General features: G+C 57.4%; 11 protein-coding genes. 6 read left to right on the top strand and 5 right to left on the bottom strand.

Translation table 11 applies throughout. The features are described 5' to 3' along the window. Window positions 1-157: 157 nt before the first annotated feature. Both RHM65_RS11505 and lon read right to left on the bottom strand, forming a co-directional pair. On the bottom strand, window positions 158-550 hold the full coding sequence (locus RHM65_RS11505; protein ID WP_322165861.1) for a protease inhibitor I42 family protein: 393 nt from the start codon (window positions 548-550) through the stop codon (window positions 158-160). Window positions 551-651: 101 nt separating this feature from the next. Then, window positions 652-3,072 carry an endopeptidase La gene (lon, locus tag RHM65_RS11510; protein ID WP_322165860.1) on the bottom strand — a complete coding sequence of 807 codons (2,421 nt, stop codon included), beginning with the start codon at window positions 3,070-3,072 and terminating at the stop codon, window positions 652-654. Between the two features lie 262 nt (window positions 3,073-3,334). Between lon and RHM65_RS11515 the strand changes: the two genes are divergently transcribed. The 4 genes from RHM65_RS11515 to RHM65_RS11530 are packed head-to-tail and all read left to right on the top strand — an operon-like array spanning window position 3,335 to window position 7,651. Next, entirely contained in the window at window positions 3,335-4,009 is a 675-nt protein-coding gene (locus RHM65_RS11515; RefSeq protein WP_322165859.1) for a methylamine utilization protein, read from the top strand. Beyond that, entirely contained in the window at window positions 4,006-6,363 is a 2,358-nt protein-coding gene (locus RHM65_RS11520) for a putative bifunctional diguanylate cyclase/phosphodiesterase (protein WP_322165858.1), read from the top strand. The genes RHM65_RS11515 and RHM65_RS11520 overlap by 4 nt, the downstream gene beginning before the upstream one ends. 3 nt (window positions 6,364-6,366) lie before the next feature. Then, entirely contained in the window at window positions 6,367-7,230 is an 864-nt protein-coding gene (locus RHM65_RS11525; protein WP_322165857.1) for a DUF3034 family protein, read from the top strand. A gap of 1 nt (window position 7,231) precedes the next feature. Continuing rightward, complete coding sequence (locus RHM65_RS11530) at window positions 7,232-7,651, top strand: group 1 truncated hemoglobin (protein ID WP_322165856.1); 420 nt, start codon at window positions 7,232-7,234, stop codon at window positions 7,649-7,651. 259 nt (window positions 7,652-7,910) lie between these two features. Here the strand turns inward: RHM65_RS11530 and RHM65_RS11535 are convergent, their stop codons facing one another. After that, the gene (locus RHM65_RS11535; RefSeq protein WP_322185084.1) at window positions 7,911-10,352 is read right to left on the bottom strand and encodes a glucose/quinate/shikimate family membrane-bound PQQ-dependent dehydrogenase; all 2,442 of its coding nucleotides are present in this window, start codon (window positions 10,350-10,352) and stop codon (window positions 7,911-7,913) included. Between the two features lie 421 nt (window positions 10,353-10,773). Between RHM65_RS11535 and RHM65_RS11540 the strand changes: the two genes are divergently transcribed. Together RHM65_RS11540 and RHM65_RS11545 are read left to right on the top strand one after the other, a co-directional pair. Next, window positions 10,774-10,998, top strand: coding sequence for a VF530 family protein (locus RHM65_RS11540; RefSeq protein WP_322165854.1), 225 nt, complete (start codon window positions 10,774-10,776; stop codon window positions 10,996-10,998). Between the two features lie 38 nt (window positions 10,999-11,036). Continuing rightward, entirely contained in the window at window positions 11,037-11,705 is a 669-nt protein-coding gene (locus RHM65_RS11545; protein ID WP_322185086.1) for a Pr6Pr family membrane protein, read from the top strand. Between the two features lie 45 nt (window positions 11,706-11,750). Here the strand turns inward: RHM65_RS11545 and RHM65_RS11550 are convergent, their stop codons facing one another. Both RHM65_RS11550 and RHM65_RS11555 read right to left on the bottom strand, forming a co-directional pair. Further along, entirely contained in the window at window positions 11,751-12,548 is a 798-nt protein-coding gene (locus tag RHM65_RS11550; RefSeq protein ID WP_322185088.1) for a siderophore-interacting protein, read from the bottom strand. Next, entirely contained in the window at window positions 12,548-13,132 is a 585-nt protein-coding gene (locus RHM65_RS11555) for a PadR family transcriptional regulator (RefSeq protein WP_322165851.1), read from the bottom strand. Before RHM65_RS11555 ends, RHM65_RS11550 begins: the two co-directional genes overlap by 1 nt. Window positions 13,133-13,151: the final 19 nt, after the last annotated feature.

Raw genomic sequence — 13,151 nt, forward strand, 5'->3', positions numbered from 1 at the left:
GATTCCAGCATGGAGGGCGAAAAGGCCGGCATTTTAGCGAAGTTAGCCCCAGGAAGCGACGTCGCCCTACTATTACCTGTAGAGCCAACTTGTTGGCGAGGCTACGTCAGTCTCGCCAACAAGTTGGTTCCTACAGAAGATTAGTGGGTTTCTGAGATTAATTAACCGTAATAGCGCAATCAAACGTCTTCACCGGCGCCACTTCCGGCGCCCACGGCTGTTGATAGGTCATCATCAAGCGTCCGGTCCCGGCGTTAGCCGCTTGATAACGCCACGCCGACTGCCCAGCAGTACCGACCAGCCCGGCATTTTCCGGGTTGCTGTAAACCTCAGGGCCCAAGCTGCGCAAAACACCGGGTGCGGGGTTTTGCACTGCCCAGCGATAGCCGGTCTCAGGAGTACTGGGTAGGGTCAGGAGTAGGGTTTGCCCGGATTTCAGTTTAAGCGGGCAATCACTTTGCTTATCAAGGCTAACGATTTGCCGGGGTTGTTGCGCGCAAGCAGCAAGCAGGGCGAGGCTCAGCGGGACGAGCAGGCGGGTGGCAGTCATGGAGGCTCCAGTCGTATGCAACGAACCCAGAGCATAGCCTTTCTCGCCAACAAGTTGGACTGCACCTGCTGCAGCCAACGTGTTGGCGAAACAATTAACCCTTAAAACAATATCTTCGCTACGTCAGCAAAGCGCTTGGCAAAGTGGACGGTTATCCCTTCCTTGAGGTACTCCGGCAGCTCTTCAAAGTTGCCTCGGTTGGGCTCTGGCAGGATCAGCTCATGAATTTTCTGTCGCCGCGCCGCGATGACTTTTTCACGAACCCCTCCAATCGGCAGTACATGCCCGGTCAGCGTCAGCTCGCCGGTCATGGCCACACCCTTTTTCGGTGCCTGGTTGCGCGCCAACGACAACAGAGCGCTGGCCATGGTCACCCCAGCACTTGGGCCGTCTTTCGGGGTTGCGCCTTCGGGCACGTGCAAGTGGACAAATGCTTCGTCGAAGAACCTTGGGTCCCCACCGAATTGCGCAAGATTGGCACTGACATAGCTGTAGGCGATTTCCGCAGATTCCTTCATAACATCACCCAACTGCCCGGTGAGTTTGAAGCCGCGATTAAGCGTGTGAATACGGGTTGCTTCAATCGGCAGTGTCGCGCCGCCCATGCTGGTCCAGGCCAAGCCGGTAATGACACCGGTACCAGACAGCACCTGCTCGTTACGGAATACCACTGTTCCCAGCGACGCTTCGAGGTCTTTGGGCCCGAGCTTGATCACCAGGTCTGGGCTGTCGATCAACTTGACCACTGCTTTACGCACCAGTTTGCCCAGCTGTTTTTCCAGTTGCCGAACCCCGGCTTCCCGAGCGTAACCGTCGATGACCTGACGCAACGCGCTGTCGCTGATAGTCAGATTGGTTTTCGACACGCCAGCCTTTTTCAGCTGTTTTGGCCACAAGTGGCGCTTGGCAATGGCGAGCTTTTCTTCAGTGATGTAGCCCGACAGGCGAATCACTTCCATCCGGTCCAACAGCGGGCCGGGAATCGAATCCAGGGTGTTGGCGGTGCAGACGAACAGCACTTTCGACAGGTCCAGACGCAAATCCAGATAGTGATCGAGGAATTCCACGTTCTGTTCCGGGTCAAGGGTTTCCAGCAGCGCCGAGGCAGGGTCGCCCTGGTAGCTTTGGCCCATTTTGTCGATCTCGTCGAGCATGATCACCGGGTTCATCACTTCCATGTCTTTGAGCGCTTGGACCAGTTTGCCCGGCTGCGCGCCGATGTAGGTCCGACGGTGACCTTTGATCTCCGCTTCGTCGCGCATGCCGCCGACGCTGAAGCGGTAGAAAGGTCGCCCCAAGGATTCGGCAATCGAACGGCCAACGCTGGTTTTGCCCACGCCCGGCGGACCGACCAACAACACAATGGAGCCGCTGATCTCGCCTTTGTAAGCACCCACCGCGAGGAATTCGAGGATGCGGCTCTTGATGTCGTCGAGCCCGGCATGGTGTTGATCGAGCACCTTGCGCGCATGCTTGAGGTCGAGTTTATCTTTGCCGTAGACGCCCCACGGCACCGAACTGGCCCAGTCGAGGTAGTTGCGGGTGACAGCGTATTCCGGCGAGCCCGTTTCAAGGATCGACAGTTTGCTCATCTCCTCATCGATGCGCTTGCGGGCCTGCGGCGGTAAGGTCTTGCCTTCCAGCCGCTGCTCAAACTGTTCGATGTCGGCGCTGCGGTCGTCCTTGCTCAAGCCAAGCTCTTGCTGGATGACCTTAAGTTGTTCCTTAAGGAAGAACTCGCGCTGATGTTCGCCGATCTTGCGATTCACCTCGGCGGATATTTCTTTCTGCAGCCGCGCCACTTCAACTTCCTTGCGCAGCATCGGCAAGACCTTCTCCATGCGTTTGAGCATGGGCACGCAATCGAGTACCTGCTGCAATTCAACCCCGGTGGCCGAGGTCAGCGCGGCGGCGAAATCGGTCAGCGGCGATGGATCGTTGGGGCTGAAGCGGTTCAAGTAGTTTTTCAGTTCTTCGCTGTACAGCGGGTTCAGCGGCAGCAGTTCCTTGATCGCGTTGATCAGGGCCATGCCGTATGCCTTGACCTCATCAGTCGCTTCGACGGGTGTCTGCGGGTATTCAACCTCTACCAGATACGGTGGGCGATGGTGTTTGAGCCACGTGCGAATGCGCACACGGCTCAGGCCCTGAGCGACGAATTGCAATTTGCCGTTTTCACGGCTGGCGTGATGTACCTTCACCAGCGTGCCGTATTCAGGCAAAGCGTGGGTGTCGAAATGGCGGGTGTCGTCGGGCGGCGCGTCCATGAAAAACAGCGCCAGGGAGTGGTGGTCCGACTTGCTGACCAGCTCCAGGGTCTCGGCCCAAGGCGCTTCGTTAACGATCACCGGCAGCACTTGGGCCGGGAAGAACGGACGGTTGTGGATCGGAATGATATACACCTTGTCCGGAAGGTTCTGTCCCGGCAGGGCCAAGCTGGTACTGGTGGAATGTTCGGGTACATCGTGTTCGGCATTGATGTCTTCTGACACAGTCGCTGAGTCGGTGTGCTGGTCGCTCATGGGGCACCTGCATAATTGAATATGCTGTTTAGATGGGGCGCGGCGGAGCGGGTTTCAATGGCCTTGCCAAATTGATTCAGCCAGACTTAGGTTGCTGCTTGAAATGCTGATACGGTTAAAGAGGTATTCGACGAGTAGTGGCTAGATGCCTTTTTAAAAGCGTGACCTTCTCAATGCGTACCACTAATCTGCCTAGCTGGTTTTTCATTGCCAAGGCAGGCGTACTGTTTATTGGCGTTGTTGTTACGGAACGGAAACAGCTATGCGCAGCGTATTTTCTTCAGTTGTTTTGGTGATGTTTTCAGTCATTTTCAGTGTGAGTGTATCGGCGGCGAACTTCGAGGCCGATATCGTGGATCAACAGGGCAAGCCTCTGAAATTTGCCGTGCTCACTCTGCAAGGACCGCCAGGCAACGTAGCCATAGCCCTCAAAGCCGATATGGACCAGCGCGATCAGCAATTTGCACCGCACGTGCTGGCTGTCCATTCGGGTACACAAATCGCCTTTCCCAACAGCGATAACGTCCGCCATCAGGTGTATTCGTTTTCTCCGGCCAAGCGTTTTGAACTACGGTTGTACGAAGGAACGCCGTCATTACCGGTGCTGTTCGACAAGCCCGGGGTAGTCGTATTGGGCTGCAATATTCATGACTCTATGCTGGGTTATGTGTATGTCACCGATGATCCCTGGTTTGCAGTCAGCGGGGGTGATGGTGCGATTAAATTCGATCAACTGGCTGCCGGGCATTACAAGGTAACGCTCTGGCATCCTGATTCGGCTGACATGCAGCCAGTATCGGGCGGCGAGATCGACGTCCCGGTCAACGGGTTGCGCCAGCGATTCACGCTGCCAGTGCAACCCAAAGACACGGATATGGACATGACCCCGGCGCCGAGTGCTTTTGGCGACGCCTTCAAGAAGGCCGCGCATGAATGAACCTTCGCAGTAGTTTCCAGGCGCGCATCGCTGGCGTATTGATCTTGTTAATGCTGGTTGTCATTGGCGCTGTGTACTTTGCGGTCAAGGCAGCCACGGATAACGCGGTGCGGATTCAAGCCGAAGAACAGTTAGAAGTCGGTACCCGCGTATTCCAGAATTTGCTGGATATTCGCGGTCGGCAACTGCGTGATGGCGTCCAGTTGGTGGCTGCGGATTTCGGTTTTCGTGACGCAGTGTCCAGCCGCGACTCAGCAACCATTCGCTCGGTCTTGCGCAATCATGGCGCGCGGATCAACGCCAGTGACATGTTCCTGCTGAGCATGGAAGGCAAAGTGTTGGCCAGCACCGTAGAGCAGATACCGGAAGGCAGCCAATTTCGTTTCGACAAGGCTTTGCGCACGGCCCGCCGCACCAACTCCTCGGTGCTGATCGTGCCGCTCGATGGCAAGCCGCATCTCTTGGTGGAAAGTACCGTCTTGGCGCCCCTGCCCATTGGGCGGGTAGTGATGGGCTTTGCGATCGACAGCGATTTTGCCCAAGAACTGCGCTCTCTCAGTGGTCTGGAAGTCTCGTTTCTTGCTGTTGATAATCAACAATCCGGGCAAATGGTCAGTACTCAGCCCGATTCGCTTTATAGCAGCCTCAATAAGGTGATGCTCGACACCTCTCAAGGTCGGCAAATGCACCTGACCGAGCACATGAATCAACGCTTCCTCAGTCAGTCGCTGACCCTGGTCAATTCCGGTAATCCTGAAGACGGTCAGGTCATTGCCTTGCTACAAAGTCCTGTGGATCGAGCGATGCAAGCGTTCGCTTTGCTGGATGAAAAAATCATCTGGATCGCCCTTGGGGCGTTGTTGGCCTCGTTGGTGGGTGCTCTGCTGTTGGCGCGCAATGTGTCACTGCCGGTGCGTGCGCTGGCGAAAGCGGCAGAACGCATCGGTGATGGGGATTACCAAACGCCGCTGGTCCTCAAGCGTAGTGATGAATTGGGTCGGCTGGCCAGCGCCTTTAATTCGATGCAAAGCGGCATTGCTGAGCGCGAGCAACAACTGGCGCACAACGCCCTGCACGATACCCTCACTGGTTTGCCTAACCGGGCGTTGGCGATGGAGCGCCTGAGCAGTGCGATTGCTGCTGAGCGCCCAGTTGCGTTGCTGTACCTGGACATTGTCAACTTCCGGGCTATCAATGAAAGCATCGGCGCCGAAGGTGTCGATCACATGCTGCAAGGAGTCGGTGCCCGGGTGCAGGCGGCGCTTCGGCCTGGCGATACCGTTGCGAGACTTACCGCCAACGAGTTTTTGCTGCTGCTGGAGAATACAAGCAGTGACGGTGCCGTCGCCATGGCCGACAAACTGCAGCAACTTTTACTCATGCCCCAGCGGATCGGCAGTCATGACCTGTCGCTCGATTGCTGCGTGGGCATTGCGGCTTACCCGGCCGACGGTGCGGCGCCCCAGGAGTTGCTCAGCCGAGCGGCCATTGCCCGTCAAGATGCCGCGCACCTTCCGGGTCGTTTGCAAATCTATCAGGAGGGTCGCGACCTGGCCCACCAACGCCAGATCAGCCTGATCCGCGATTTGCGTCATGCCGCGGCGAATAACGAATTGGTGCTGCATTACCAACCCAAACTGGACATCCGCCAAGGCGTGGTGCGCCAGGCCGAAGCGTTATTGCGCTGGCAACATCCGCACTTCGGGTTGGTGTCACCATTGGAGTTCATCGTCCTGGCCGAGCGCACTGGCAGCATCCAGCTGTTGACCCACTGGGTGATCGAAGACGTCATGCGCCAGTGGGCTCAGTGGAACAGTCGCGGCTTGCGGGTGCAGGTTTCGTTGAATATTTCGGCTGACGACTTGCTCGGTGATGAGCTGGTCGGGCGGGTGTCGACCTTGCTCGAGAAATACCAGGTTCCGCCGGATCAACTGATCTTTGAAATCACTGAAAGCGCCGTCATGCGTGAGCCTGAGCATGCGCTGGAAGTGCTGCACCGTTTGCGTGAGTGCGGCATCAGCCTGTCGGTGGATGACTTCGGCACCGGCTATTCATCGCTGGCGCACCTCAAGCGGTTGCCGGTGCAGGAACTCAAAATTGATCAGTCGTTTGTCCGTGACCTAGACGAGACCAGTGAAGACGCGGTTATTGTTCGTTCGACCATTGAGATGAGCCACAACCTGGGCCTCAAGGTGGTGGCCGAAGGGGTTGAGTACGAACGCAGCCTGCGCCTCCTTGAACGTTGGCACTGTGATACTGCTCAGGGTTACTTGATCAGTCGTCCATTGACTGCCGCCGTGTTTGAAGCCTGGATGGCCAAGCCATTGGGTTTACCCAGCCTGATGGTTCACTGATTTATGCGCGCTCGTCTGTGTCTTTGGTTGGGTTGCGTATCGGCATTGCTCAGCGTGTGCGCGCAAGCCGATCAAGGTCGGTTGATTGCCACCGCAGGCGCCAGCAGCATCGAAGGCGCAGCGGGTGGAGGAATCACGCCGTGGGCGGTCTTAGCCGGTTACGGCGAGGCGGGCGAGTGGGGCAGCACGGTGTTCGCGACCCATATCGATTTGCCGGACTACGCCCTGGATGTAAAGGGCTTGGCCGTTGCCTTCGATAACCGGGTCGAGATGTCCTATGCGCGCCAGCGCTTGGACATAGGATCGCTGGCGAGCAAGTTGCACCTTCCCCAAGACAGTTTGAATCAGGACATTTTTGGACTGAAAGTGCGGTTGTTTGGCGACGTTATTTACGACGAGCTGCCCCAGGTTTCGCTGGGCCTGGAATACAAGCATCAGGACGATTTTCTGGTCCCGACGCTTGCTGGCGCCAAACGCGCTTCAGACGTCGAGGGTTACCTGACGGCCAGCCGTTTGTTCATGGGCGCGGCGTTTGGCTACAACCTGCTGATCAATGGTGGCGTACGTTACAGCCGCGCCAACGAACTGGGATTGCTGGGCTTTGGCGGTGATCGCAATGACACCCGCAGCGTGCTCAAGGAGGGTTCCGTCGCCGTGTTATTTAACCCGCGCTGGGCGCTGGGCATGGAATACCGCGAGAAGCCGCACAACCTGTCGTTCTCCAATGAAAGCGACTGGAAAGACCTATTCGTGGGTTACTTTCCCAATAAGCACCTGTCGTTCGTGTTGGCCTATGCGCGGCTGGGTGAGATCGCCACCCTAAGCAATCAGAACGGCACGTATTTGTCCGTGCAGGGAAGTTTTTAACATGCGCCTGTTGCCGTGGATGCTCATTGCCGTGCTGGCTGGCTGCGCGCAAACGCCGGCCCACGATGACAGTCTTTACCTCGCCTTGGGCCAGCGCGCCGGGCTGCAACGCATCGTAGAGGGCATGCTGCTGAACATTGCCAAAGACCCGCGCATCGTCGAGCACTTCAAACGCGTCGACATCGTTCGTCTGCGCGATAAGTTGGTGGAGAAATTCTGCGTCGAAACCGGCGGCCCTTGCCGCTACAGTGGTGACAGCATGGCCGAAGTGCATAAAGGTCAGCACTTGACCCGCAGCGACTTCAACGCCCTGGTGGAAGACCTGATCGACGCCATGGATAGTCAGCACATCCCGGTGCCAACGCAAAATGGCTTGATCGCCAAGCTGGCGCCGTTGCGTGGCGAAGTTATCGAGAAATGAGCCGCCGCCGATTACCGTGGGAGTAGGCTTGCCTGCGAAGAGGCCCGCCATCGCGCCGCTGATGTCGACCTCAAACATAGAATCTCCCACAGAGTGCACGCTAGAAACCGTGGGAACGAATTCCTTCCTATCGGGAAGCTGTGTTTCAGGCGCACCGAATCCTGCTCTATCGCCAATACGTTCGTACAGACGGGTTTCATGAAATCAAAAAAAGGCGGCCACCTCTCGGTAACCGCCTTTTCATTGACCGTCTGAGGGATTAATTTGGCAGTTTGAACGCCAAAATGTAATCGCCTTGTTTAGTCCCCAATGAGCCATGACCACCAGCCATGACCAGCACGTATTGCTTGCCGTCCTTGCCGGTGTAGGTCATCGGTGTGGTCTGACCGCCGGCTGGTAGGCGACCTTCCCACAGTTGCTTGCCGTTACGAACGTCGTAGGCACGCAGGTACTGGTCGAGGGTTGCGCTGAGGAAGGCTACGCCACCTTTGGTGATGAAGGTCCCGCCCAAGCTTGGTACGCCCATGGTCAGTGGAATCGGAATCGGCGAGCTATCACGCACGGTACCGTTCTTGTGTTTCCAGATCGTGGTGTGGTCGGTCAAGTCCACCGCAGCCACATAACCCCATGCCGGCGCTTGGCACGGCAAGCCCAAGGGTGACAGCATCGCTTCGAGGATTACGCCATACGGCGCGCCTTTGTTCGGCTGCACACCTTCGGTTTCACTTTTTCGGCCAGGGCCGCCAGCGATGTCGGCTGCCGGTACCAATCGTGATTTGAAGGCCATGTAGTCCGGGTTAACAAACGCGATCTGACGCACCGGATCGACTGAAATACCGCCCCAGTCGAATACGCCAAAGTTACCCGGATACACAATCGAACCTTGCAGCGATGGCGGGGTGAACGGGCCGTCATAGCGCATCGACTTAAAGTCGATCCGGCACAGCATTTGGTCAAACGGTGTCACGCCCCACATGTCGCGTTCTTTCAGCGGCGGTGGCATGAAGTTCAGGTCCGACTTGGGTTGAGTAGGGGACGTATGATCGCCAGCCACTGCGCCTTGTGGAACCGGAATTTCATTGATAGGCACGACCGGCTGACCGTTTGTCCGGTCCAACACATAGATGCTGCCCTGCTTAGTTGAAGCGAGTACCGCTTGCTTCATACCCCCTGCGGTTTTGATGTCCATCAGCGTTGGCTGGCCGCCAACGTCCATGTCCCACAGGTCGTGGTGGGTGAACTGGAACGTCCAACGCACGTGGCCGGTGTTGATGTCCAAAGCGGTCAAGCCCGCGCTGAATTTCTCCGACTCAGGGGTTCGATTGCCGCCCCATTGGTCAGGCATCTGGTTGCCCATCGGCAGGTACAGCATGCCGAGCTTCTCATCCACCGCGAACATCGACCACATGTTGGGCGAGTTGCGGGTGTAGGTTTTGCCCGGCGCAATAGGCGTGGTGTCGTTCGGGTTGCCGCTGTCCCAGTTCCAGACCAGGCGACCGGTGTGAATGTCAAACGCACGAATGACGCCGGAAGGCTCGTCGGTGGAAACGTTGTCCGTTACGTGGCCGCCAATCACCACCAGGTTCTGCGTCACAGCCGGTGGCGACGTGGAGTAGTAACCGCCTGGGGCGAAGGTGCCAATGTTGGCGCCCAAGTCGATGGAGCCTTTGTCGCCGAAGTCTTCGCACAGTTTGCCGGTGTCGGCGTTCAACGCGATCAGACGGGTGTCAGCAGTTGGCAGAAACAGACGGCGCGGGCACGCGTTGGTGGTTGCGGTGGCAACCGCCGGTGCTGCCGGACTTTGCCCCGGAACTGCGGCAACAGCAGGGGTCGGAGCGGCCGCGTAAGCAGCGTCATCGTGGTACGCAACCCCACGGCATGTCATGTGCGCCCAACCTTTGAAATTGGCCGCTTTTTGCGTGCTGATTTTCGGATCGAAACGCCACAATTCCTTGCCGGTATCCGGGTCGAGCGCGATCACCATGCTGTGCGGCGTGCAGACGTACAGCATGCCGTTGACCTTGAGCGGGGTGTTCTCGGCGGTGGTCTCACCTGGGTCATTCGGCCCAGGAATATCCCCGGTCCGATACGTCCAGGCCGGAACCAGCTTGCCAGCGTTTTCGGGGGTGATTTGTGCCAGCGGTGAATAACGGTCACCGAACGGTGTGCGACCGTAGGACTGCCAGTCACCGTCGGGCATGGCCGGCGCGGCGCTGGTAGTGCCTGCGGTTTCACGGTCCAGCTGACCTTTGATTTCGCCCGGGTTAGTGAATTGGCTGGCCAGCGCGGCCAAGCCAGCGAGGATCACCGCCAGGCTCAGGGCCCGAGTGCCTGTCGCGGTCGGTGGACCGCTCGCCATTAGCGGACGGCGGAACCATGGCAACAACAGCACAATCCCCATGGCGAACCACAGTGCTAGGCGTGGAACCAATTGCCACCAATCCAGGCCCACTTCCCACAATGACCACAATGTACTGGCGAACAGTACCAGTGCGTACAAGCCCAATGCAGCGCGACGCCCCATCATCAACAGCACGCCGGTAATGGCAATGCCGATACCTGCTATCAGGTAATACAGAGAACCGCCCAACTGGGTCAGTTTTATCCCGCCAGCCAACATGGCTAAGCCCATTAGCAGAAACACCAGCCCGAGCAATGTCGGTAACCAGCGGGTTCTGCTTAAAGCACCGTCAGTGCTCATAGTGTGTTTCTCCATGACAATTAAGGATCGCCGCTGCATTCGTTATGCTTGCTTATGAACCTGGTTCAATCAGATTCGCGCTGATAAAAACCATCGGATTGAATCGCTGGGGAGCACGTCACAGTGATCAGGATCCACCGGGGTTTGTTCATAGGCATCGCGGGGTGCGCAGAGTTCAGGACTGTCGTGCATAAAGGCCAGTATTTGAACCGGATTAATCGATTCAGCAGCGATCGGTGAGGGTAGGGAATTGAGTCTGCGAAAAAAGCCAGAAATGTGACAGGGTCCATTGCCAGTTCAGTAACAGTTCGAATCGGTCCCTGGCACATTTGGTCCTTTCCGTGGACTAAGGCCTCAGCTAAGGTGCGCACCCCGAGGGATGCTTCTCTCCCCTGTTTCAAGGAAAGGTCGGAGGTTCAGCATGACGACATCCAACAACAATCCCCTGCATGGCGTAACGCTGGAGCAGGTTCTAACTGCGCTGGTGGCCCACTACGAATGGTCAGGGTTGGCTGAGAAAATCGATATTCGTTGCTTTAAAAGCGACCCCAGCATTAAGTCGAGCCTGACGTTTCTGCGCAAAACCCCATGGGCGCGTGAACGGGTTGAAGGTTTGTACCTGAAATTGCAACGCAGCAAGGGCTAAGCGCTTGCGCTTGGTGTCACTCGAAATCAAGGACAACCATGACACTCAGTCAACACCCCCAGTTGGCGCGAGGGGCCCATCGATTTGCCCTCATCGCCGCCATTCTGGGCTGGTCCGCATTGGCCATTCAGCTCTACTTGATCTTATTTGCCCGCTGGGTTGACCAAGCCAGCCTGTTAGCCGGAGTAGTGCGGTTCTTCAGTTTTTTTACCGTCACGACCAACACCCTGGTGGCAACTGTATTGACTTGCGCGATCGCCGCCAAGGACTCATGCCCCCATCGATTTTTCCGCACGCCTTGGGTGAGCAGCGGCATCGCCGCGAGCATTGTGCTGGTGAGCATCGCGTATAACGTGCTGCTGCGCCCGTTGTGGCAACCCCATGGTGTGCAGCGGGTTGCCGATGAATTACTGCATGACATCTTGCCGGTTCTGTTTCTGTTGTATTGGTGGCTGTACGTTCCAAAAGGGACCCTGCGCATCAAGCATGTGCTGCTTTGGGTCATCTATCCGCTGGCGTATTTTGCCTATGCCTTGCTTCGTGGCTATTTGATCAGCGACTACATGTACCCGTTTATTGATGTCAGCAGCTTGGGTTATCCACAGACGTTCGTTAATGCGCTGGGGGTGTTGGTGGGATTTCTGCTGATTTCGGCTGTGTTGTTGCTGGTCGATCGGCTGAAAGGCCGGACACATACCCACCTGTAGAGCCAACGTGTTGGCTCCTACAGACATGCTTACGAATGATGGGGGTCACTCTGCCTCACCCTCCACCCGCCAGTACCCCGACGTTTTCACCAGCGCTTCACTGAGACCAAACTCGTTCAGCAACACCCGCCGGATTTTGCGGGACAAGGCCGCTTCGGTGGCGACCCAGGCGTATAACTCGCCCTCCGGCATTTCCAGCTTGCGAACGACGTCGACCAGTTTTTGCTCGCTGCGAACCACCCAAATCACGTCGACCTGCGCAGCGCTGTTGAAGGTCTGCTGTTCAGCCGAGTCTTCGATTTCCATGACGACCAACGCTGCACGGTTAGCCGGCAGGCTTTCTACGCGACGGGCAATGGCCGGCATTGCGGTTTCATCACCGATCAACAAGTAGCTGTCGAAGATATCCGGCACGATCATCGAGCCGCGTGGGCCGGCAACGTGTAGAAATTGTCCCGGTGTCGCCTGAGCTGCCCATGTGGCGGCAGGGCCTTCACCGTGAAGCACGAAATCAATCTCCAATTCGCCAGCCTTCGGGTCGTAACGCCGAGGCGTGTAATCACGCATCGCCGGGCGCGGGCCGTCATCGGGCGCACCGGGAACAAAGGTGTCCAGCACGGCCTGCTCTTCCGGGGTTTGGGCGAAGATTAATTTCACATGATCATCAGTGCCCAGGCTGATGAAGCCTTCGAGTTGCGGACCGCTAAAGGTCACGCGGCGCATGCGGGGCGTCAGGTCCACGACCCGGATGACCTCCAATGTGCGGCGTTTGATTTCATGGCTGACACGGTGAATGCCTTGCGGCTGAGCGCCTTGTTGAGTGAGCGATGGCTGTGAATTCATCAAGACTTCTCCGGGATGTCTAGCGGACCATCGACGATGGCTTTGGCGGTGTTGTTCAACAGGTCGCGCACCCGCAGGATTTCTTCTTCGTTCCAGCGCCCATGGTGCAGTTGCAGCGCATGCCGCAGGTTATGCACAGCCTCGTGTATTTCCGGTGGCCGATCATGGCCGCGTAGCGAGCGTTTGCTGACGTCGATGCGCATCCGTACGCCGTCCAGCGCAATGGCCTGATCAGCCAGTGATTGGCGACCGGCGTCGGTCACGGTGTAGTGTTTTTTGCCACCGATTGCATCGCCGAGGATCAATTCGCTTTCCTCAAGAAACGTGAGCGTCGGATAAATCACACCGGGGCTGGGGCTGTAGGCACCGTCGAACATGCCTTCAATTTGACGGATCAGGTCGTAGCCATGGCAGGGCTGTTCCGCGATCAATGCCAGCAATAATAATTTGAGGTCTCCGGGGGCGAAGACGCGTGGGCCACGGCCGCCGCGTTCGCGACCTGGACGTTTTTCGAAACCATCTCGGCCGTCACCGTGCTCGCGGTGCTGGGAATGGTGGCGGGGGTGATCACCTGTCTCTCTCATTTTGCTTTGTCCCTTGCGT

It is taken from the genome of Pseudomonas sp. CCI4.2, assembly GCF_034350045.1.
Taxonomy (GTDB): Bacteria; Pseudomonadota; Gammaproteobacteria; order Pseudomonadales; family Pseudomonadaceae; genus Aquipseudomonas.